Below are 21,953 nucleotides of genomic sequence, written 5' to 3'. Positions count from 1 at the left end.
CTTCCGTCGTTACAGGTGTCAACACGGGGCGCACGGAGACGTCAGTGCGCCGGTTTGAGCGGCAGCAGGGCACTGATGCGGAATCCTCCGCCGGGGCGCGGGCCCGCGTCCAGGGTGCCGCCGACCATACCGACCCGCTCGCGCATGCCGATCAGTCCGTGGCCCTGGCCGTCGAAGCCGCCCTCCTCGTACAGCTCGTGCGGGGCGCCCTTGCCGTCGTCCTCGACCAGCAGGCCCAGCCCGTCGTCGAAGTACACCAGGCGCACGCTGGCGCCCGCGTTGGGCCCGCCGTGCTTGCGGGTGTTGGTGAGCGCCTCCTGCACGATGCGGTACGCGGTGAGCTCGACGCCGCTGGGCAGCGGGCGCGGGGTGCCCTCGACCTTGAAGTCGACGGGCAGTCCGGAGGTCCGGCACTGCTCCACGAGGTCCTCGATCTGCCGCACGTCGGGCTGCGGCACGTACTCCCCGGCCTCCTGGTGCTCGCCGGTGCGCAGCACGCCGAGCAGGCGGCGCATCTCGGCGAGGGCCTGCCGGCCGGTGGAGGAGATGGTCTCCAGGGCCTTCTTCGCCTGGTCGGGCGCGGCGTCGAGGACGTAGGCGGCGCCGTCGGCCTGCACCACCATCACCGACACGTTGTGCGCGACGACGTCGTGCAGCTCGCGCGCTATCCGGGCGCGTTCGGCGGCGACCGCCACCTTGGCCTGCGCCTCGCGCTCCCTCTCCAGCCGGGCGGCGCGCTCCTCCAGCTGCGCGAAGTAGGCGCGGCGGGTGCGGATGGAGTCGCCGAGCACCCAGGCGAGGGCGAAGGGCACGGTCTGGAAGACCATCACGGCGATGTTCTCCGCCGTGCCCACGTCGCTGTTGGGCCAGCGCATCTGCGCGAGCGGGGCCGCGCACAGGCCGGCGGTCAGCGCGAGGCGGGAGGCCCAGCGGGCGCCGATCGCCGCGACCGTGTAGACGATCACCAGCAGGGCGAAGTCGGCGGGCACCGTCGCGACGTCCGTGATCAGCTGTGCCACGCCCACGACGAGGGCGAGGACCAGCATCCGCTCCGGCATCCGGCGGCGCAGCGCGACGACCAGGCAGAGCAACAGGGTGACCGGCACGGTCAGGACCGGCAGCTCGGTTCCCCGGGCCGCCTCCGCGGGCACCGCGCTCAGCACCGAGATCCCGAACAGGGCCACGGCCCAGAAGCCGTCGACCCATGCCGGGTGCCTGCGGAGGAAGTCATAGAGGCGCTGCACGTAACCCAGCGTAGGGAAGCGAAATGCGTGCAGGGGTCAACCGGAGGGTCGATCCCCGGTCGGTACGTGTACTCCGCAAGGTGGAGGCCCGGCGCGTCCGGGCCCCTAATGTGGGCCGGTGACAACGGCACGACAGGTGAGTGACGCCGGTGACGACGGCGGCGGAAGGGGGGTGGCACCGGTGACGGAGGGGGCCGCGGACGGCGACCGGCTCGACCGGGACCGGGGTGACCTGAGTGACCCGAGTGACCGGGGTGACTCGGGTGACCGGGACGGTCAGGACGACCGGGGCGAGTGGCGCGGCTGGCGCGCGGCGGCCCGCGCCGCGCTGTACGGGCCGGGCGGCTTCTACCGCAGGCCCGAGGGGCCGGCCGGGCACTTCCGCACCTCCGTGCACGCCTCGCCGCTGTTCGCGGGGGCCGTGGCGCGTCTGCTGTGCCGGGTCGACGAGGCGCTGGGACGGCCGGCGGTGCTCGACTTCGTGGACATGGCCGCCGGGCGGGGGGAACTGGTCACCGGTGTGCTCGCCGCGCTGCCCGCCGACGTGGCGGCACGCGTGCGTGCCCGCGCCGTCGAGCTGGCCGACCGCCCCGCCGGGCTCGATCACCGGATCGAGTGGCGGACCGAGCCCCCGGAGCGCGTCACGGGGCTGCTCTTCGCCAACGAGTGGCTGGACAACGTGCCCGTGGACGTCGTGGAGGTGGACCCGGCGGGCGTGCCCCGGCTGGTCCTGGTGCGGGAGGACGGGACGGAACGGCTCGGGGAACCGGTCGCGGGCGACGGGGCGCGGTGGCTGGCGCGGTGGTGGCCGCTGGGGGCCGGGGAAGGGCTGCGGGCGGAGATCGGGCTGCCCCGCGACCGGGCCTGGGCCGCGGCGGCCGGGACGCTCGCACGCGGGCTCGCCGTCGCCGTCGACTACGCGCACGCGGCCGGCGCGCGGCCGCCGTTCGGGACGCTCACCGGCTTCCGGGAGGGGCGGGAGACGACGCCCGTGCCGGACGGGTCGTGCGACATCACCGCGCACGTCGCCCTGGACGCCTGCGCCGCGGCCCGCGCGCTCCCCGGCACCCGTCTGCTGTCCCAGCGGGACGCCCTGCGCGCCCTGGACCTCACCGGCGACCGCCCGCCGCTCGCGCTGGCGTCCACCGACCCCGCCGGGTACGTGCGCGCCCTCGCGGACGCCTCCCAGGCCGCCGAACTCACCGCGCCGGGCGGGCTCGGCGACTTCGGGTGGCTGGTGCAGCCGGTGGGGATCCCGGACGTGCTCGCCGGCTGATCCCGGCGGGGGTCACCCGCTCCCGGTGGGGGGTCACTTGTCGATGTCGCCCACCACGAAGAACATCGACCCCAGGATCGCCACCATGTCGGCGACCAGCGTCCCCGGCAGCAGCTCGGTGAGCGCCTGGATGTTGTTGTAGGACGCCGAGCGCAGCTTCAGCCGGTACGGGGTCTTCTCGCCCTTGCTGACCAGGTAGTAGCCGTTGATGCCGAGCGGGTTCTCGGTCCACGCGTACGTGTGTCCCTCGGGCGCCTTGAGGACCTTCGGGAGCCGCTGGTTGACCGGGCCCGGGGGCAGCTCGGCGAGCCGGTCGAGGCAGGCGTCGGCGAGGTCGAGGGCGTTGTGGGTCTGCTCCAGGAGGCACTCGAAGCGGGCGAGGCAGTCGCCCTCCTCGCGGGTCACCACCTTCAGGACGTCCCCCAGCTCGCCGTAGGCGAGGTACGGCTCGTCGCGGCGCAGGTCGAAGTCGACGCCCGAGGCGCGCCCGATCGGCCCGCTCACCCCGTACGCGTGCACCGCCTGCGGGGACAGGACGCCGACGCCGCGCGTGCGGCCCCGGAAGATCTCGTTGCCGAGCACCAGGTCGTCGAAGCGGTCCATGCGGGAGCGGACGTCGGCGACGGCGCCGCGCGCGCGTGCCGTCCACCCGGCCGGAAGGTCCTCCTTGAGGCCGCCCACCCGGTTGAACATGTAGTGCACCCGCCCGCCGGAGACCTCCTCCATGACGTGCTGGAGCTCCTCGCGCTCCCGGAAGGCGTAGAAGATCGGGGTGATGCCGCCGAGCTCCAGCGGGTAGGAGCCGAGGAACATCAGGTGGTTGAGCACCCGGTTCAGCTCCGCGAGGAGCGTGCGCAGCCACACCGCGCGCTCGGGGACCTCCATGCCGAGCATCCGCTCCACGGCGAGGACCACGCCCAGCTCGTTGGAGAAGGCCGACAGCCAGTCGTGGCGGTTGGCCAGCATGATGATCTGGCGGTAGTCGCGCGCCTCGAACAGCTTCTCCGCGCCCCGGTGCATGTAGCCGATCACCGGTTCCGCGCGGGTGATGCGCTCGCCGTCCAGGACCAGCTTCAGGCGCAGCACTCCGTGCGTGGACGGGTGCTGGGGCCCGATGTTGAGCACCATGTCGGTGCTCTCCGCGGCGCCGCCGATACCGACCATGGTCTCCGTCGTAGGAGTCATGGACACAGTCTCCCCTACGTACGCTGGCCCCATGGAGACGGGGAGCGGGCACGACACGGGGACCACGGGGACGGACAGCGGCGAACCGGTGTGGATCGCCCTGCCCCCGGGGCTGTTGCGGTTGCGGCGGCTGATGCTGGTGGTGTGGCTGGGGCTGCTGACCCTGGCCGCCGCCCTGGTCCCGGGACTGCTGGCCGGGCCCGGCTGGGCCGCCTTCGCGGTGCTGCCGCTGGCCCTCATGGGCTGGGGCTGGGTGCTGCTGGAGCGCAACTGGCGCTCCTGGCGGTACGCCGAGCGCGCCGACGACCTGCTGATCAGCCGGGGCGTCCTGTGGCGCCAGGAGACGGTCGTGCCGTACGGGCGGATGCAGCTGGTGGAGGTCACCTCCGGGCCGGTCGAACGGCACTTCGGCCTGGCCAGCGTGCAGCTGCACACGGCGGCCGCGGCGACCGACGCGACCATCCCCGGCCTCGACCCGGCCGAGGCGGAACGGCTGCGCGACCGGCTCACCGAGCTGGGCGAGGCCCGATCGGCGGGACTGTGACGGCCCCCGGCGTCCACGAGGACGTGCGCGGGCGGCGCCCCGCGGGCGAGCGGCGGCTGCACCCCGTCACGCCGCTCAGGAGGGCGTGGGCGCCCGTCGCGGTGCTGATCGGGTGGGCCCTGCACGACCCCGACCAGGCACAGCGCCAGCTGACCCGGCTGACGCCCGCCACCCTGCTGATCGGTCTCGCCGTGCTCCTCCCGGCCGCCGCCCTCTACGGCTTCCTGACGTGGTGGTTCACCCACTTCGCGGTGACCGACAGCGAACTGCGCATCCGCACCGGGCTGCTGTTCCGGCGCACCGCGCACATCCGGCTGGAGCGGATCCAGGCCATCGACGTCACCCAGCCGCTGCTCGCGCGGGTCGCGGGCGTGGCGAAACTCAAGCTCGACGTCATAGGCACCGACAAGAAGGACGAACTCGCCTTCCTCGGTGCCGACGAGGCGCGTGCGCTGCGCGCCGAACTGCTCGCTCGGGCGGCCGGTTTCGCGCCCGAGACCGCGCACGAGGTCGGCGAGGCACCGTCCCGGCAGATGCTGCGGGTACCGCCGGGCGTGCTCGCCGTCGCCCTGGTGCTGACCGGCGCGACCTGGGGGTGGCTCGTCGTCGCCGCCGTCGCGCTGCCGCTGCTGTGGACCGCCACCCACAGCCTGTGGACGGTGCTCGCCGCCGCCGTGCCGCTGCTCGGCGCGGCGGGCGCGAGCAGCGTGGGCCGGTTCGTCACCGAGTACGACTGGACCGTGGGCGAGTCGCCCGACGGGCTGCGCATCGACCACGGACTGCTGGACCGGGCGCACGAGACGGTGCCGCCGGGGCGGGTGCAGACCGTGCGCGTCGTCGAGCCGCTGCTGTGGCGGCGGCGGGGGTGGGTGCGCGTGGAGCTGGACGTGGCGGGGTCGTCCAACTCCCTGTTGCTGCCGGTCGCTCCGCGCGAGATCGCCGAGTCGGTCGTCGCGCGGGTGCTGCCCGGGGTGAGCGTGCCGCCGCGCGAGGCGCTCGTCCGGCCGCCGCGGCGCGCGCGGTGGTGCGTACCGCTCTGGTGGCGCGGCTACGGACTCGCCGTCACCGACGCGGTGTTCGCCGCCCGCCACGGGCTGCTGCGGCGGAGCCTGGCCCTGGTGCCGCACGCCAAGGTGCAGAGCGTACGGCTGGTGCAGGGGCCCTGGCAGCGGGCCCGGGGCGTCGCCGACGTCCACGTGGACACCGGGGCGAACAAGTCGGTGACGGCCCGTCTGAGGGACGCCGGCGAGGCGGCTGACCTGCTGCGGGCCCAGGCGGAGAGGTCCCGCACGAGCCGCCGGGACGCCCGCCCGGACCGCTGGATGGCATAGGGACACGGAGTGGCGCGGCACGGCGCGGTACGACGACGGGGCCCCGCACGTCGTCCGTGCGGGGCCCCGTCGGGGTGACCGGTGCCTCAGGAGACCGCGCTGCGCAGTCCCTGGACGTCGATCTGCTCCGTCTCGTCGTGCACCGTCAGGTCGATGACCTGTCCGACTCCGCGCGCGTCCTCGTCGGCGGGCTTGAACCCCGCCTCGGCCTCGGCCTTGTGCAGCGCGAGCGCCTCCTGCCCGACGACGTCGGCCAGGTCCTCGTTCTGCACGGCCTCCACGGCGGACCGTCCGGTGCCCTTCTGCGTGCCGAAGAAGTCGAAACCGCCCTCGGCCACCGGGCGCCGTACGGGCGCGGTCGGCGGTACGACCGCCACCGCGGTCGGCACGGTGAAGTGCCCGGAGGGCTGCCGTCCGGACCGGTCCGGGGCGGCGGCCGGGGCTGGGGAGGCGGTCGTGTGCTCGTGCTCGCCGACCGCCCCGGGCTGCCCCTCGGCCTCGTCCTCCTGCGTCTGCTCCGGCTTCCGCTTCCGCGGGGGCCCGGGACCGTCGTCCTCGGGGGTCCGGAACCCCTTCGGGGAGCCCTCCCGCTTCGGGGCGTCGTCGGTCTGCGCGGGTATGACGGGGTCGGCACCGTCGTCGGAGGAGTCGGAGGACCCGGCGGGCCCGGAGGACGCGGCGGAGTCCGAGGACCCGGCCGGCCCGGAGGACGCGGCGCTCCCGGAGGCTTCGGTGTCACCGGCCGCGGCGAACCGCGCCAGCGCCGCGCCGGCCCGCAGGAACAGCTTGGACCCCTCCGGCGAGAAGACCGCCGGAGCCTTCGGCTCCGTGCCGGTGTCCCCGCTCGCGGCCGCCTCCCCGGAGGCGGTCCCGTCCTCGGCCGCCGTCCCGCTCCCGTTCCTGGCCGCGGGCACGGACGCCGCCCCCGCGGGCGTCTCCGCCGGCCGCTCCTGAGCGGACCCCGCACCGGGCTCGGTCGCCGACGTCCCCGCCGGCAGCGCACGGGCCGGAACCGCGGCCTCGATCTCGAGCACCCGGCGGTCCTCCAGGACGCTCGCCCGGTCGGCCTCCGCCGCGGCGTACCGCCGCAGCAGCGCCGCGTGCTCGTTGCGCAGTCCGGCGAGCTCCGCGCGCTTGGCGCGCAGCCGCTGCTCCAGCTTCATGCGCAGCTCGCGCGACTCCTCGAGGTCGGACTCCAGTTCGGCGACCCGCTCCTCGAAGCGCCACTCGTCGCTCGCACGCGCGCGCGTCAGGTCGGCGACGCGTTTGCCCGCCTGGGTGTCCCAGTGCCGCATGACGACCGCGCCGACGACCGCCGTGACCGCGGCGGCCAGGGCCAGGACACGGAGCACCATCGGTTGCGTGAACACCCAGGGCCCCAGGGCGCAGACGACGGAGACGCCTGCGATCGCCGACGGGGGCAGCATCCTGTGCAGGGGAGGGGAATGACGGTGACGTCCACGTGGCATGGCCAGAAACTTACCGCGCGTAGGCGAATGATGGTGCCCCGCCCCGTAAAAACAAAGCCACGCCGAGGGTTTCACAGGACATCAGCGAACTCGGTCCGAACGTGAATAGACACACCGTCGGAATTATCAAGATCATTTTTTCTCCGACGTGTCCTCGGCTTCGAAAACGGCTCCGCCCCGGCGAAGTGAACCTCTCCCCCGGAGACGCCGTCCTAGAGGGCGCAATGTCGCCGGATGCCCGAATCGGCACCGGATCCAAGGTCTCTCGCGGAACCACGGGATGCGATGTCTGTCAGGACGGACGAGGAAACGCCGGGCCGGGTCCCGCGGCCCACGGACCGGCCGCGGGACGGTTTCCCCGTCCTCGTCGGCCGGGCCTGCGCCCTGGCGGGCCTCCTGGACGTCGCCGCGGGCACCCTCCCCCGCTTCCGGCACGACCGCGTGCACGCCGCCGAAGGACTGCCCGGCGCGCTCGGCCCGTTCGCGGCCGCCCTCTCGCTCGGTGCCGGGGTGCTGTTGCTGCTGCTCGCGCGCGGACTCGAACGGGGCGAGCGCCGGGCCTGGCGGGCCGCCGTCGTCCTGCTGCCGGTCGGCGCGGTCGCCCAGTTCGCCTACCGCCACTCCCTCCTGGGCGTCCTGGTCCCGCTCGCGCTGCTCGCTCCCCTGCTGCTCCACCGGGACCGGTTCGCGGCCCTGCCCGACCCGCGCAGCAGGTGGCGCGCGCTCGCCAACCTCGTCCTCATGGGGGCCGGTTCGCTGCTGCTGGGACTGGTCGTCGTCAGCGCCCACCCCGGCAGCCTGGTCGGCGACCCGAGCCTGGCCGACCGCCTCGCCCACGTGCTGTACGGCCTGTTCGGCCTCGAGGGCCCGGTCGACTACCGGGGCGACACCTCCTGGACGGTCGCCTTCTGCCTCGGCGCGCTCGGCCTGCTCACCGCCGTCACCACCGTCTTCCTGGCCCTCCGGCCCGAGCACCCGGCCGCCCGGCTCACCGAGGAGGACGAGAAGCGGCTGCGCGCCCTGCTCGCCCGGCACGGCGGCCGGCCCTCCCCGGGCCGCTCCGCACTGCGCCGCGACAAGGCCGTCGTCTTCTCCCCCAGCGGCAGGGCGGCGGTCACCTACCGCGTGGTCGGCGGGGTGATGATCGCCGACGGCGACCCGATCGGCGACGTCGCGGCCTGGCCCGGCGCCATCGAGCGCTTCATGGACGAGGCCAGGGCCCACTCCCGGACGCCCGCGGTCATGGGCTGCTCCGGGACCGGCGGCGAGGTGTGGGCCCGGGAGACCGGACTCGACGCCCTGGAACCCGGCGACGGGGCGGTCGTGGACGTCGGGGGTTCCTCCCCCACCGGCCGCGCGGTGCGCAAGGTGCGCCAGACGGTCGCGCGCATCGAGCGGACCGGTCGCGCGACCCGGGTACGACGCGTCCGTGACCTCGGCGGGGCCGAGCCGGACCGGATCCACCGGGCCGCCTCGGCGACCCGGCCCGCGGCGACCGCGTCGTCGCCACCGCGCACAAGGCCGGTGCCGGGCCGGGGAGGGACGAGTTGCTGACCGCGGCCGCGCTCCGGGCGGTCCCGCGCCCCTGCGCCCACCGGGCCGTCCACCGGTCCGCCGGCCACCGGACGGCGGCGACACGCTCCCGCGGCACGGCGGGGAGCACCGTCCGCACGGCCCGGGGGAACCGCCCGTCCGGCCTGGGGGCACCCGCGCACCGCCCTGGGCCTACGCTGAACATATGAGCAACCACAGCGGACGCCCCCGGGTCGCGGGCCTTCCTCACTGGGACCGCTGCGCGGTCATGGGGGTCGTGAACGTGACCCCCGACTCCTTCTCCGACGGCGGCCGCTGGTTCGACACGACGACCGCCGTGAAGCACGGCCTCGACCTGGTCAGCCAGGGCGCGGACCTGATCGACGTGGGCGGCGAGTCCACCCGCCCCGGCGCCACCCGCGTCGACGAGGCCGAGGAGCTCAAGCGCGTCATCCCCGTGGTCCGCGGCCTCGCCGCCGAGGGCGTCACGATCTCCGTCGACACCATGCGCGCGTCCGTCGCCGAACAGTCCCTCGCGGCCGGCGCCGCCCTCGTCAACGACGTCAGCGGCGGCCTCGCCGACCCCGCCATGATCGGCGTCGTCGCCGCCGCCGGCGCCCCCTTCGTCGTCATGCACTGGCGCGGCTTCCTGGAGGGCGGCAACGTCCGGGGCGCCTACACGGACGTCGTCACCGAGGTCGTGGACGAGCTGCGCGCACGCGTGGAGGCCGTTCTGGAGGGCGGCATCGCCGCCGACCGCGTGATCGTCGACCCCGGCCTCGGCTTCTCCAAGGACGCCGACCACGACCTCGCCCTCCTGGCCCGCCTCGACCGGCTCCTGGGCCTCGGCCACCCGCTGCTCGTCGCCGCCTCCCGCAAGCGGTTCCTCGGCCGCGTCCTGGCCGACCCGGACAGCGCGCTCCCGCCCGCCCGGGAACGCGACGCCGCCACCGCCGCCGTCTCCGCCCTCTCCGCGCAGGCCGGCGCGTGGGCGGTCCGCGTGCACGAGGTCCGCGCGACCGCCGACGCCGTGCGCGTCGTGCGCGCCGTCGAGCAGGCGCGCACACCGGACGGCACTCCCCCCGCGCCCGGCGCCCACGGCGCAGAAGGAGCCCGGTGAGCGCCCCCCACACCGACGTCGAGCAGGTCGAAGCCGCCAACACCGCCTTCTACGAGGCACTCGAGCGGGGTGACTTCGAGGAGGTGGCGTCACTCTGGCTCACCCCGGCCGACCTCGGCGTCGACGAGACGTACCACGACCCGGCGGACACCGGTGTGGTCTCCTGCGTGCACCCCGGCTGGCCCGTGCTCACCGGACGCGGCGAGGTCCTGAGGTCGTACGCCCTGATCATGGCGAACACCGACTACATCCAGTTCTTCCTCACCGACGTGCACGTCTCGGTCACCGGCGACACCGCCCTGGTCACCTGCACCGAGAACATCCTCAGCGGCGGTCCCGCCCCCGAGGCCGGCGAGGAGCTCGGCCCCCTGGTCGGGCAGATCGTCGTCGCCACCAATGTGTTCCGGCGCACCTCCGACGGCTGGAAGCTCTGGTCCCACCACGCCTCCCCGGTCCTCGCCGAGAACGACGAGGCGGAGGACGACGACACCCCCGCCTGAACGGGTAGGGGGAATCAGGGGAACACCTCGAGAACAAGGACCCCCGGCAAGGACGAGGCGCCCCCGGCGCCCCGGCTCCGTCGGTGCTCCCGGGTAGCCTCGACCTCGGGCCGGTGTGCCGCCCGCACACGGCACCGACCGGCCGGACCGACGACTGCAGGAGTGATTCGTGTGGATCGTGTCGCGCTGCGCGGCCTGAAGGCCCGCGGGTACCACGGTGTGTTCCCGAAGGAACGCGAGGAGGGCCAGACCTTCATCGTGGACCTCGTCCTCGGCCTGGACACCCGGCCGGCCGCGGCCGACGACGACCTGACCAGGACCGTGCACTACGGCATCGTCGCGGAGGAGGTCGTGGCGGTCGTCGAGGGCGAGCCCGTCAACCTCATCGAGACCCTCGCCGAGCACATCGCCCAGGTCTGTCTGAAGCACGACGGGGTCCAGGAGGTCGAGGTCTGCGTCCACAAACCGGACGCGCCGATCACCGTGCCCTTCGACGACGTGACCGTCACCATCACCCGGAGCCGCGTATGACCAGGCCGTTCACCGAGGGCCCCACCGACCCGACCGTTCAGCCCGTCCCCGCCTCCGTGGTCGAGCAGGTCGACGCCGCCGACACCACCCTGCAGAACCCGAAACGGGCCGTGGTCTCCCTCGGCGCCAACCTCGGCAACCGCCTGGAGACCCTCCAGGGGGCCGTCGACGCCCTGGAGGACACCCCGGGCGTCCGCGTCAAGGCCGTCTCACCGGTGTACGAGACGGAGCCGTGGGGCGTCGAGCCCGGCAGCCAGCCCTCGTACTTCAACGCGGTCGTGGTGCTGAGGACCACCCTGCCCCCGTCCTCCCTGCTGGAGCGGGCGCACGCCGTCGAGGAGGCCTTCCGCCGGGTCCGGGACGAGCGCTGGGGCCCCCGCACCCTCGACGTGGACATCGTCTCCTACGCGGACGTCCGCTCCGACGACCCGCACCTCACGCTCCCCCACCCCCGCGCCCACGAACGCGCCTTCGTGCTCGCGCCCTGGCACGACGTCGACCCCGGGGCGGAGCTCCCCGGCCGCGGGCCGGTCGGCGAACTCCTCGACGCGGTCACCCGCGAGGGCGTGACTCTCCGCGAGGACCTGGAACTCCGGCTGCCCGAGTAGCCGTTAAGGTCGACACGACCACATTCCGGGGCACCGGGGAATCCGAAGGGACACCGTGAAACAGCTGCGCATCAGGGTGCTGGCCGGCGTCTTCGCCGTCGCCGGGATCCTGTCCTGGGCCGGCGCCCGCCTCTGGAACTCCTTCGGGACCCTGCCGAGCGTGCCCGTGGCCGCGCCCATCGTCCTGGCGCTGATCGCCGTGGTCCTCGCGGCCACGGCGCTCTCGCTGCGCGCCCGCCTCAAGGACCAGCGCGAGCGGCGGCCCGAGGCCAAGGGCGTGGACCCGCTGATGGCGGCCCGCGCGGTCGTCTTCGGCCAGGCCAGCGCCCTGGTCGCCGCCCTCGTCGCCGGCATGTACGGCGGCACGGGCGTCTTCCTCCTGGAGTCCCTGGACATCCCCGCCCGCCGCGACCAGGCCGTCTACGCCGGCTTCTCGGTCCTGGCGGGCATCGCCGTCATAGCGGCGGCCATCTTCCTGGAGCGCGTCTGCAAGCTCCCGGAGGACGACGAGAACGACGGGGCGGGGGCCGCCCCGGCCGGGTGAGACGGTCGGAGGCGACCGTCAGCGCGCCATGATCAGGCTCATCGCCTCGTTGCGCGTCGCCGCGTCCCGCAGCTGGCCGCGCACCGCAGAGGTGAGGGTCTTGGCACCGGGCTTGCGGATACCGCGCATCGACATGCACATGTGCTCGCACTCCACGACCACGATCACTCCGCGCGGCTCCAGGATCTCCATCAGGGAGTCCGCGATCTGCGTGGTGAGCCGTTCCTGCACCTGCGGACGCCGGGCGTAGACGTCCACGAGCCGGGCCAGCTTGGACAGGCCCGTGATCTTCCCGCTGGTGGCCGGGATGTACCCGACGTGCGCCACGCCCCGGAACGGCACCAGGTGGTGCTCACAGGTCGAGTACACCTCGATGTCCTTCACGAGCACCATCTCGTCGTGGCCGATGTCGAACGTGGTCGTCAGCACGTCCTCGGGCTTCTGCCACAGACCGGCGAATATCTCCCTGTACGCCCGCGCCACCCGCGCCGGTGTCTCCTGAAGTCCCTCGCGGTCGGGGTCCTCGCCGACCGCGATCAGGAGTTCGCGTACGGCGTTCTCGGCCCGCTTCTCGTCGAACTCGCCGAGGGGGACTGCGCCGTCCAGCGTCACGGGGTCGGTCATGGGGTGCCTCGTTCCTGTGCCTTCGTACGTGAGGGGGCACGCGTCTCAACTACGGGTACGCACATGCCGCGCCCCCCAGGCTAGAACCAGGGGGGCGCGGCAGTCATTCCGGCCCCGGTGGGGCCGGCGGGAGCTCCGGATCAGCTCTCGGGGCGGTCCTCCGTGGCCCGCTCGGGCGCCGGGGCGGGTTCCGCCGCGGTGCTCTTGGCGGTGGTGATCGCCGGCGTCGCGCCGTTCGCGCCGTTCGTCAGGGCCAGCTCCTTGGGGGAGAGCACCGGCGGACGGGTGGACGGCGTACGGCGCGAGGAACCGGTCCACGCGGGCCGCGGCGGGCGCTTGACGATCGGGGCGAAGATCTCGGCGATCTCCTCCTTGCCCAGGGTCTCCCGCTCCAGGAGGGCCAGGACGAGGTTGTCGAGGACGTCGCGGTTCTCGACGAGGATCTCCCACGCCTCGTTGTGCGCGGTCTCGATGAGCTTCTTGACCTCCTCGTCGACCAGCGCGGCGACCTCTTCCGAGTAGTCGCGCTGGTGAGCCATCTCACGTCCGAGGAAGGGCTCGGTGTTGTCGCCGCCGAACTTGATCGCGCCGAGACGCTCGGTCATGCCGTACTGCGTGACCATCGCGCGGGCCAGTCCGGTGGCCTTCTCGATGTCGTTGGCGGCACCGGTGGTCGGGTCGTGGAAGACGAGCTCCTCGGCCGCGCGGCCGCCCAGCATGTAGGCGAGCTGGTCCAGCATCTCGTTGCGGGTCGTGGAGTACTTGTCCTCGTCCGGCAGCACCATCGTGTAGCCGAGGGCGCGGCCCCGGGACAGGATGGTGATCTTGTGGACGGGGTCGGAGTTCGGGGAGGCCGCCGCGACCAGGGCGTGACCGCCCTCGTGGTACGCGGTGATCTTCTTCTCCTTGTCCGACATGATCCGGGTCCGCTTCTGCGGGCCCGCGACCACGCGGTCGATCGCCTCGTCCAGCATCTTGTTGTCGATCAGCTTCTGGTCGCTGCGGGCGGTCAGGAGCGCGGCCTCGTTCAGCACGTTGGCCAGGTCCGCACCGGTCATGCCGGGGGTGCGGCGGGCGACGGCCGACAGGTCGACGTCCGGGGCGACCGGCTTGCCCTTCTGGTGGACCTTGAGGATCTCCAGGCGGCCCTGCATGTCGGGACGGTCGACCGCGATCTGGCGGTCGAAGCGGCCGGGGCGCAGGAGGGCCGGGTCGAGGATGTCCGGGCGGTTCGTGGCGGCGATGAGGATCACGCCGCCCTTCACGTCGAAGCCGTCCATCTCGACGAGGAGCTGGTTCAGGGTCTGCTCGCGCTCGTCGTGACCACCGCCGAGGCCGGCGCCGCGGTGGCGGCCGACCGCGTCGATCTCGTCGACGAAGACGATCGCGGGCGCGTTGGCCTTGGCCTGCTCGAACAGGTCACGGACCCGGGAGGCACCGACACCGACGAACATCTCGACGAAGTCGGAACCGGAGATCGAGTAGAAGGGGACACCGGCCTCGCCCGCGACGGCACGCGCGAGCAGGGTCTTGCCGGTGCCGGGCGGGCCGTAGAGCAGCACGCCCTTGGGGATCTTGGCGCCGACGGCCTGGAACTTCGCCGGCTCCTGCAGGAACTCCTTGATCTCGTGGAGTTCCTCGACCGCCTCGTCCGAGCCCGCGACGTCGGCGAACGTCGTCTTCGGGGTGTCCTTGGTGATGAGCTTCGCCTTGGACTTGCCGAAGTTCATGACGCGGGAGCCGCCGCCCTGCATCTGGTTCATCAGGAACAGGAAGACGACCACGATCAGGACGAACGGCAGCAGCGACAGCAGAATGCTCACGAACGGGTTCTGCTTGGACGGCGAGACCGTGTAGCCGTCCGGGATCTGCTCGTTCTGGAACTTGTCCTGCAGCGTGTTGGCGATGGTGACGCCCTGGTCACCGATGTAGCTCGCCTGGATCTTCGAGCTGTCCTCGACCTTGACGCCGTCCTTGAGCTGGACCTTGATGGTCTGCTCGTCACCGGTGGTCAGCTTGGCCGACTCGACCTTGTTCTCATTGATCGCCTGGACGACCTGGCCCGTGTCCACCGTCTTGTAGCCGCCGGACGAGCCGACGACCTGCATCAACACGACCACGGCAAGGACGGCCAGCACGATCCACATGACCGGCCCACGGAAGTATCGCTTCACGTCCATCCATACGGAGCGGTGCCGCCCCGTCCCTCCTGCCATAGTGAGTTTGATAAAGGCTGTTCTTCGGACGGTACCCCAGCATTGTCCCCCGAAGCTGCGTGGGACGGCCGGCAAACGCGTCTACGCATGCTCCAACGCCGCCGAGCCCGCTGGGGTTCCCGATCACCGTACGGCGGACGGGTCCCGGGACTCAGCCGCCGTAGACGTGGGGCGCGAGCGTACCGACGAACGGGAGGTTGCGGTACTTCTCGGCGTAGTCGAGGCCGTAGCCGACGACGAACTCGTTGGGGATGTCGAACCCGGCCCATTCCACGTCGATGGCGACCTTGGCGGCCTCGGGCTTGCGCAGCAGCGTGCACACCTTGAGGGAGGCGGGCTCGCGCGAGCCGAGGTTGGAGATCAGCCAGGACAGGGTCAGGCCGGAGTCGATGATGTCCTCGACGATGAGGACGTGCTTGCCCTTGATGTCGGTGTCGAGGTCCTTGAGGATCCGCACCACACCGGAGGACTGGGTGCCCGCCCCGTACGAGGATACGGCCATCCAGTCCATGGTGACGGGGGTGGACAGCGCCCGGGCGAGGTCGGCCATGACCATCACCGCGCCCTTGAGGACGCCGACGAGCAGCAGGTCCTTGCCCGCGTACTCCGCGTCGATCTTCGCGGCCAGCTCCGCCAGCTTGGCGTCGATCTCTTCCTTGGTGATGAGCACCTTCTCGAGGTCGGCACCCATGTCTTTCGCGTCCACCCGCATCACTTTCGGTCGTCCCACCGGCTGCCCCGTACGTCCGCGACGCTGCCGGGGGTGAGGATTCAGCCTTGCCGAATCACCAGTCTGCCACCCTGGCGCCGGACGACGACTTTGCCGGGGAGGTTGATGGCCCCCTGTCCGCGCCAGCCGGTGATCAGCCGGTCCACTTCCTCGATGTGGCGGGCGAACAGCGAGCCGGCCGGGGCGCCGGCCTCGATGGCGGCGCGGCGCAGCACGCGGCGGCGCACGGCGGGCGGCAGGGCGTGGAGTCCGGCGCACTCCAGGCGGCCGTCGGCGTCGCGGACGCCGGCCACCGCCCGGCCGGCCCAGGCGTCGAGGGCGTCGGCGTCGTCGCGGGAGAGCTGGGCCGTACGGGCGAGGGCCTCGACGACCCCCTTGCCGAGGGCCTTCTCCAGGGCGGGCAGGCCCTCGTGGCGCAGGCGGGAGCGGGTGTAGGCCGGGTCGGCGTTGTGCGGGTCGTCCCAGACGGGGAGGGACTGGGCCATGCAGGCCGTGCGGGCGGTCTGCCGGTCGAGCTGGAGGAAGGGGCGCCGGTAACGGCCGCCGGCCCCCGAGACCGCGGCCATTCCGGACAGGGAGCGGATGCCGGAGCCGCGGGCGAGCCCCAGCAGGACGGTCTCGGCCTGGTCGTCCCGGGTGTGGCCGAGCAGGACGGCGGCGGCGCCGTGCCGTTCGGCGGCGGCGTCGAGGGCGGCGTAGCGGGCGTCCCGGGCGGCGGCCTCGGGCCCGCCCTCGCGGCCGACGCTGACGGCGGCGGACTCGACGGGGTCCAGGCCGAGTTCGCGCAGGCGCTGGACGACCTCGGCGGCGCGCAGGTCGGAGCCGGCCTGGAGGCCGTGGTCGACGGTGACACCGCCGGCACGGACGCCGAGCCGGGGGGCCTCGAAGGCGAGGGCGGAGGCGAGGGCCATGGAGTCGGCGCCGCCGGAGCAGGCCACGAGCACGAGCGGGGAGGGGGGACGCTCGTCCGGGGCTTGGCCGGGGGTCCGGCCGTGGTCGTCGAGGATGTCGTTCAGGACGCGGCGGACCGCCAGGCGTATCGCCGCGACCGCAGGATGGGGACCCATGTCCGGTTCCCTTCATGAAGTTTTCGGGGGGTGAACCCGATGCCGGTCACTCAGAGTGTGTAGATGGTGACAGAACCGGGCCGTTCCTCGAGCATTGCACGCCTACCCGTGACTCACGGTCCCTCGGACGGGTGATTGAAGGGACGTCCGCATGCCGTCGGCCTGTTTCGCTTCGCGGGGTGCGCGGGTCTCACGCGTCGGGCTTGCGGTGCACCCGTGTGATCCAGTCCGCCGGTTTGGCGATCTCCGCCTTGGTGGGGAGCGTGTTCGGCGAGGTCCACACCCGGTTGAAGCCGTCCATGCCGACCTCCTCCACGACGGCGCGCACGAAGCGTTCGCCGTCGCGGTACTGGCGGAGCTTGGCGTCCAGGCCGAGCAGCTTGCGCAGGGCCAGGTCCAGGCGGGAGGCGCCCTTGGCGCGGCGCTGCTGGAACTTCTCGCGGATCTCGGCGACGCTCGGCACCACCTCGGGGCCGACGCCGTCCATCACGAAGTCGGCGTGGCCCTCCAGCAGGGACATCACGGCGGTGAGGCGGCCGAGGATCTCGCGCTGGGCGGGGGTCTGCACGAGCTCGACGAGGGAGCGCCCGTCGTCGCCCTCCTCGCCCTCGGGACGGCCGCCGACGAGGGACTGGGCGGCTTCGCGGACGCGTTCCAGGACGGTCATGGGGTCGACGTCGGTCTCCCCCAGGAACGACTGGACCTCGCCCTCCAGGTGGTCCCGCAGCCAGGGCACGGCGGTGAACTGGGTGCGGTGGGTCTCCTCGTGCAGGGTCACCCACAGACGGAAGTCGTGCGGTTCCACGTCGAGTTCGCGTTCGACGTGGACGATGTTGGGCGCGACGAGCAGCAGCCGTCCGCCGCCGTTCTCCCCCGCGGGGAGGTCGCGGGTGGCGGGGGCGAAGGTCTCGTACTGGCCGAGGACGCGGGAGGCGAGGAAGGACAGCAGCATGCCCAGCTCCACGCCGGTGACCTTGCCGCCGACGGCGCCGAGGACCGCGTTGCCGGGGCTGTTGCCGCGGCGCTCCTGCATCTTGTCGAGGAGCGGTTTGAGCAGTTCGCGGAAGCCCGCGACGTTGGCCCGGACCCAGCCGGGGCGGTCGACGACGAGGACGGGCGTGTCGTGGGTCTCCTCGGTGCCCAGGCGGGTGAAGCCCCGGACGTGCTCCTCCGAGGCCTTCGCGTGCCGGCGCAGCTCCGCGACGACGGCCCGGGCCTCGTCGCGGCTCACGTCGGGGCCCGGCCGCATGAGCCGGGTCGCGGTCGCGACCGCGAGATTCCAGTCGACCATCCCGGAAGAGGCAGCACCACCGATGCTCGTCATGCGTCAACGGTACGTGAGTGCCCGGGGTTGGGGCAGGGCGGCGAGGCAGCCGGGGCGGGCGGTCACCGGCAGCCGCACGCCGCCAGTGCCGTGGCCGCTCCGTCCAGGGCGGACTGGGCCGCCGCCGGACCGGTGGTGCCGTTCGCCAGGAAGGCGAAGGCCAGCAGCCGGCCGTCCTTGTCGACGACGGTGCCCGCCAGGGAGTTGACGCCGGTGAGCGTGCCGGTCTTGGCGCGTACGACACCGGCCGCCCCGTCGGCGTAGCGGCCGGCGAGGGTGCCGGTGAAGCCGGCCACGGGCAGCCCGGTGAGGACGGGGCGCAGCTCGGGGTGGGCGGGGTCACCGGCCTTCACGAGCAGGGCGGTGAGGAGGTCGGCGGTGAGCCGGTCGCCCCGGTCGAGGCCGCTGCCGTCCTTGAAGACGGCGCCCTTCACGGGGAGGCCGAGCTTCTTCAGCTGGGCGGTGACGGCCGCGCCGGCGCCGGCGAAGTCGGCGTTCCTGCCGGTCGCGAGGGCGGTGTGGCGGGCGAGGGCCTCGGCGAGGTCGTTGTCGCTGTGGGTCAGCATCCGTTCGACGAGGACGGCCAGCGGCGGCGAGGAGACCGTGGCGAGGGTGCCGGCGCGGGTGGTGGCCTTCGACGGGCCGGGGGGCGTGGCCTTGATGCCGTGCTCCCCGAGGAACCCGCCGAACTTGCGTGCGGCGTCGGCCGCCGGGTCGGCGACGCGCGGGGCGGGGCCGCTGGTGGAGTCGTCGGTGCGGGCCTCGTCGACCATCAGGGGGGTGACGGCGGCGAGGTTGGGGTTGACCCCGATCGGGTGGACCGTGGTGCCCCGGTAGAGGGTCGTGTCGTAGGAGAGGGTCACCTCGCGCACGCCCCGCTTGGCCAGGGCGGCGGCGGTGCGCCCGGCGAGGTCGCGCAGGCCGGCGAGGTCGCCGGTCTCCTTGCGGGCGGTGAGGGTGGGGTCGCCGCCGCCGACCAGGACGACCTCCCCGGTGTCGGGTTCGTAGACGGCGCGGGTGGTGAGGCGGTGGTCGGCGCCCATCGCGGAGAGCGCGGCGACGCCGGTGGCGATCTTCGTGGTCGAGGCGGGGACGAGCGCGTCGCCGGCGCCGGTGCCGTACAGCCGCTTCCCGGTGGTCACGTCGACCACCGCGGCGGAGTGGCGGCCGAGCGCCGGGGTCTTCAGCAGCGGGCCCAGGACGTCGGTGAGCGCCTTGCCGCCGGGCGCCGTCCGCACGGCGGTGGCGGTGCCGCCGAGGCCGGTGAGCACGGAGGCGGCCGGCGGGGCGGTCCGGGGCCCGCGGGGCGGCGTGCCGGCGTGGGCACGGGCGCGACCGTGATCTGCGCCACGCGCGGCTTCCAGGGCCACGGCCCGGTCCCGCTCGGCCGTACGCTGACCGGTGGAGTCCCAGGGACCGGCGGCGGTCACCACACCCGCGGCCAGCGCCAGACCGGCGGTGGCGGCGGTCGCGGTGAACTGCCAGGTCTTCGGCCGTACGACCCGCGGGACCCGCGGTGACCCCGGCCGGTCCGGCCGCGCGGACCGCGGCCCGGCGGCCGCGGCGACGCGCGCGAGGCGCGGTCGTACGGTCTCCGCGGCCCGGGCGAGACGCGGTCGCACGGCGTCCGCGATCCGCACCACGTGCGGTCCCGCGGCCCGCCACGGCCTCAGCTCCGGCACGACCACCAGCCCCTTTCGCGAACACACACCTGCGTGAGGGACACTTAACCACCAGAACTATGTGCTGATCATGGAGGAGCCACCGGTGGAGTTCGACGTCACGATCGAGATCCCGAAGGGTTCGCGGAACAAGTACGAGGTGGACCACGAGACGGGTCGGATCCGCCTGGACCGTCGACTCTTCACCTCGACCGCCTACCCGACCGACTACGGCTTCGTCGAGAACACCCTCGGCGAGGACGGCGACCCGCTGGACGCGCTGGTCATCCTGGACGAGCCGACGTTCCCCGGCTGCCTGATCCGCTGCCGCGCGATCGGCATGTTCCGCATGACGGACGAGGCCGGCGGCGACGACAAGCTGCTGTGCGTCCCGGCGACCGACCCGCGCGTGGAGCACCTGCGGGACATCCACCACGTGTCCGAGTTCGACCGCCTGGAGATCCAGCACTTCTTCGAGGTCTACAAGGACCTGGAGCCGGGCAAGTCGGTCGAGGGCGCCAACTGGGTGGGCCGGGTGGACGCCGAGGCCGAGATCGAGCGGTCCTACAAGCGCTTCGAGGAGCAGGGCGGCCACTGAGCCGCCGCCCCGCACGGACAGCGGGACGGGCCGCACGCGCACGCGTGCGGCCCGTCCCGCTGTCCGTGCGCATACTGAGGCGATACGGGGCAGGCTTACGGACGGTGCGGTACGTCGTACAGGGAGCGCAAGGCAAGTGACGGACGCGGAGGACCGCAAGCCGCAGTCGGACGAGGCGAGGAGTGCCTTCGCGCCTCCCGCGGGTCTGGCGGCACCGGCCGAGGCCGAGTCGGCGACGACGTCCGAGTTCGCGGTTCCCGAGGGGCTGGCCGTCCCGAAGACCGGTCCGGACTCCGAGACGACCTCCGAGTTCGCCCTTCCGAAGGGGCTGGACGTGGCCCCGCCGCAGCCGGCCGAGACGGAGGGGTCGGCGTTCAGCCCGCCGAGCACCTACAGCGCGAAGCAGCCGCCGCCGGCGTTCACCCCGCCGAGCGGGATACCGCTCGTCAGCCTGACCAAGGACGTGCCCTGGCAGGACCGGATGCGCACGATGCTGCGCATGCCGGTGGCCGAGCGGCCGGCGCCGGAGCCCGTGCAGCGGCACGACGAGGCCGGGCCGGCGGTGCCGCGCGTCCTCGACCTGACCCTGCGGATCGGGGAGCTGCTGCTGGCCGGCGGTGAGGGCGCCGAGGACGTGGAGGCGGCGATGTTCGCCGTGTGCCGCTCCTACGGCCTGGACCGCTGCGAGCCCAACGTCACCTTCACCCTGCTGTCGATCTCCTACCAGCCGTCCCTGGTCGACGACCCGGTGACCGCCTCCCGCACGGTGCGCCGCCGCAGCCCCGACTACACCCGGCTGGCGGCCGTGTACCGGCTGGTGGACGACCTCAGCGACGGCGAGACGCACGTCTCCCTGGAGGAGGCCTACCGGCGGCTGGCGGAGATGCGCCGCAACCGGCACCCGTACCCCGGCTGGGTGCTGACCGGGGCGAGCGGGCTGCTCGCGGGGGCCGCCTCGGTGCTCGTCGGCGGTGGCTTCCCGGTGTTCGTGGCCGCCGCGGTCGGCGCGATGCTCGGCGACCGGCTGGCCTGGCTGTGCGCGGGGCGCGGGCTGCCGGAGTTCTACCAGTTCACGGTGGCCGCGATGCCGCCGGCCGCGATCGGGGTGATGCTGACGCTGGCGCACGCGGACGTGAAGGCGTCCGCGGTGATCACCGGTGGGCTGTTCGCGCTGCTGCCCGGACGGGCGCTGGTGGCGGGCGTGCAGGACGGTCTGACCGGCTTCTACATCACCGCGTCCGCGCGTCTGCTGGAGGTCCTGTACTTCTTCGTGGGCATCGTGGTCGGGGTGCTGACGGTGCTGTACTTCGGCGTGCAGCTGGGCGCCAAGCTGAACCCGGACGCGGAACTCGGCGTCTCCGAGCGGCCGGTGTGGCAGATCACCGCGTCGATGCTGCTGTCGCTGACCTTCGCGGTGCTGCTCCAGCAGGAACGGTCCACCGTGCTGATGGTGACCCTGAACGGCGGGGTCGCGTGGGTGGTGTACGGGGCGATGCACTACGCGGGCGGCATCTCGCCGGTGGCGTCCACGGCCGTGGCGGCGGGTGTGGTGGGCCTGTTCGGGCAGCTGCTGGCCCGGTACCGGTTCGCCTCCGCGCTGCCGTACACCACGGCGGCGATCGGACCGCTGCTGCCCGGTTCCGCCACGTACTTCGGCCTGCTGGGCATCGCCCAGAGCGAGGTCGACTCGGGGCTGGTGTCCCTCACCAAGGCCGTGGCGCTGGCCATGGCCATCGCGATCGGGGTGAACCTCGGGTCGGAGATCTCGCGCCTGTTCCTGCGGATCGGCTCCGCGGAGAAGCGCCGGGCGGCGAAGCGGACGCGGGGCTTCTGACCGCCCCGCGTCCG

General features: G+C 73.3%; 19 protein-coding genes and 1 pseudogene. 11 read left to right on the top strand and 9 right to left on the bottom strand.

The window, feature by feature from the left end:
* Positions 1–41 precede the first annotated feature (41 nt).
* The gene (locus FHS37_RS11715) at positions 42–1,244 is read right to left on the bottom strand and encodes a sensor histidine kinase (RefSeq protein ID WP_184819861.1); all 1,203 of its coding nucleotides are present in this window, start codon (positions 1,242–1,244) and stop codon (positions 42–44) included.
* Between the two features lie 232 nt (positions 1,245–1,476).
* On the opposite strand from FHS37_RS11715, the gene FHS37_RS11710 reads away from it, so the two are divergent.
* The gene (locus FHS37_RS11710; RefSeq protein ID WP_221499723.1) at positions 1,477–2,520 is read left to right on the top strand and encodes an SAM-dependent methyltransferase; all 1,044 of its coding nucleotides are present in this window, start codon (positions 1,477–1,479) and stop codon (positions 2,518–2,520) included.
* Positions 2,521–2,553: 33 nt separating this feature from the next.
* Here FHS37_RS11710 and FHS37_RS11705 read toward each other — a convergent pair whose 3' ends face one another.
* On the bottom strand, positions 2,554–3,705 hold the full coding sequence (locus FHS37_RS11705; protein ID WP_184819859.1) for an NADH-quinone oxidoreductase subunit D: 1,152 nt from the start codon (positions 3,703–3,705) through the stop codon (positions 2,554–2,556).
* A gap of 31 nt (positions 3,706–3,736) precedes the next feature.
* On the opposite strand from FHS37_RS11705, the gene FHS37_RS11700 reads away from it, so the two are divergent.
* Positions 3,737–4,249 (top strand): PH domain-containing protein, encoded by a 513-nt coding sequence (locus tag FHS37_RS11700; protein ID WP_184819857.1) that lies wholly within the window; start codon positions 3,737–3,739, stop codon positions 4,247–4,249.
* The gene (locus tag FHS37_RS11695; RefSeq protein WP_184819849.1) at positions 4,246–5,580 is read left to right on the top strand and encodes a PH domain-containing protein; all 1,335 of its coding nucleotides are present in this window, start codon (positions 4,246–4,248) and stop codon (positions 5,578–5,580) included. Before FHS37_RS11700 ends, FHS37_RS11695 begins: the two co-directional genes overlap by 4 nt.
* Positions 5,581–5,666: 86 nt before the next feature.
* Here the strand turns inward: FHS37_RS11695 and FHS37_RS11690 are convergent, their stop codons facing one another.
* Complete coding sequence (locus FHS37_RS11690) at positions 5,667–7,007, bottom strand: hypothetical protein (RefSeq protein WP_229890126.1); 1,341 nt, start codon at positions 7,005–7,007, stop codon at positions 5,667–5,669.
* A gap of 190 nt (positions 7,008–7,197) precedes the next feature.
* Here FHS37_RS11690 and FHS37_RS11685 point away from each other — a divergent pair.
* The 6 genes and pseudogenes from FHS37_RS11685 to FHS37_RS11660 form a co-directional block, all read left to right on the top strand.
* Positions 7,198–8,731, top strand: a pseudogene (locus FHS37_RS11685) (phosphatidylglycerol lysyltransferase domain-containing protein); the annotation flags it as partial.
* A 56-nt stretch (positions 8,732–8,787) separates the two neighbouring features.
* The gene (gene folP, locus FHS37_RS11680; protein WP_184819840.1) at positions 8,788–9,702 is read left to right on the top strand and encodes a dihydropteroate synthase; all 915 of its coding nucleotides are present in this window, start codon (positions 8,788–8,790) and stop codon (positions 9,700–9,702) included.
* On the top strand, positions 9,699–10,202 hold the full coding sequence (locus FHS37_RS11675) for a nuclear transport factor 2 family protein (protein ID WP_184819838.1): 504 nt from the start codon (positions 9,699–9,701) through the stop codon (positions 10,200–10,202). The genes folP and FHS37_RS11675 overlap by 4 nt, the downstream gene beginning before the upstream one ends.
* Positions 10,203–10,373: 171 nt before the next feature.
* On the top strand, positions 10,374–10,733 hold the full coding sequence (gene folB, locus FHS37_RS11670) for a dihydroneopterin aldolase (protein ID WP_184819835.1): 360 nt from the start codon (positions 10,374–10,376) through the stop codon (positions 10,731–10,733).
* Positions 10,730–11,341: a 2-amino-4-hydroxy-6-hydroxymethyldihydropteridine diphosphokinase gene (gene folK / locus FHS37_RS11665; protein WP_184819833.1), complete on the top strand. Its 612-nt coding sequence runs from the start codon at positions 10,730–10,732 to the stop codon at positions 11,339–11,341. The genes folB and folK overlap by 4 nt, the downstream gene beginning before the upstream one ends.
* Before the next feature lie 55 nt (positions 11,342–11,396).
* A complete protein-coding gene (locus FHS37_RS11660) occupies positions 11,397–11,885 on the top strand; it encodes a DUF3180 domain-containing protein (protein WP_184819831.1) in 489 nt (162 codons plus the stop codon).
* 18 nt (positions 11,886–11,903) lie between these two features.
* On the opposite strand, the gene folE is transcribed toward FHS37_RS11660, so the two are convergent.
* The 6 genes from folE to dacB form a co-directional block, all read right to left on the bottom strand.
* Entirely contained in the window at positions 11,904–12,509 is a 606-nt protein-coding gene (folE, locus tag FHS37_RS11655; protein WP_184819829.1) for a GTP cyclohydrolase I FolE, read from the bottom strand.
* Between the two features lie 140 nt (positions 12,510–12,649).
* On the bottom strand, positions 12,650–14,689 hold the full coding sequence (gene ftsH / locus FHS37_RS11650) for an ATP-dependent zinc metalloprotease FtsH (RefSeq protein WP_184819827.1): 2,040 nt from the start codon (positions 14,687–14,689) through the stop codon (positions 12,650–12,652).
* Between the two features lie 187 nt (positions 14,690–14,876).
* Positions 14,877–15,437, bottom strand: coding sequence for a hypoxanthine phosphoribosyltransferase (gene hpt, locus FHS37_RS11645; protein ID WP_184820056.1), 561 nt, complete (start codon positions 15,435–15,437; stop codon positions 14,877–14,879).
* Positions 15,438–15,496: 59 nt separating this feature from the next.
* A complete protein-coding gene (tilS, locus tag FHS37_RS11640) occupies positions 15,497–16,522 on the bottom strand; it encodes a tRNA lysidine(34) synthetase TilS (RefSeq protein ID WP_184819825.1) in 1,026 nt (341 codons plus the stop codon).
* 190 nt (positions 16,523–16,712) lie between these two features.
* A complete protein-coding gene (locus tag FHS37_RS11635) occupies positions 16,713–17,846 on the bottom strand; it encodes an Rv3626c family coenzyme F420 biosynthesis-associated protein (protein ID WP_184819818.1) in 1,134 nt (377 codons plus the stop codon).
* A 62-nt stretch (positions 17,847–17,908) separates the two neighbouring features.
* Positions 17,909–19,534 carry a D-alanyl-D-alanine carboxypeptidase/D-alanyl-D-alanine endopeptidase gene (dacB, locus tag FHS37_RS11630; protein ID WP_184819816.1) on the bottom strand — a complete coding sequence of 542 codons (1,626 nt, stop codon included), beginning with the start codon at positions 19,532–19,534 and terminating at the stop codon, positions 17,909–17,911.
* Positions 19,535–19,613: 79 nt separating this feature from the next.
* Here dacB and FHS37_RS11625 point away from each other — a divergent pair, with 79 nt between their 5' ends.
* Positions 19,614–20,105, top strand: a complete 492-nt coding sequence (locus FHS37_RS11625) for an inorganic diphosphatase (RefSeq protein ID WP_159538844.1) — start codon at positions 19,614–19,616, stop codon at positions 20,103–20,105.
* 136 nt (positions 20,106–20,241) lie between these two features.
* Positions 20,242–21,939: a threonine/serine exporter family protein gene (locus FHS37_RS11620; RefSeq protein WP_184819814.1), complete on the top strand. Its 1,698-nt coding sequence runs from the start codon at positions 20,242–20,244 to the stop codon at positions 21,937–21,939.
* The last annotated feature ends 14 nt before the right edge of the window (positions 21,940–21,953 follow it).

It is taken from the genome of Streptomyces griseomycini (assembly GCF_014203535.1).
Lineage (GTDB): Bacteria > Actinomycetota > Actinomycetes > Streptomycetales > Streptomycetaceae > Streptomyces > Streptomyces griseomycini.
The sequence above is the reverse complement of the archived record's forward strand: the minus strand, read 5'-3'. Positions and strand labels throughout refer to the sequence as shown.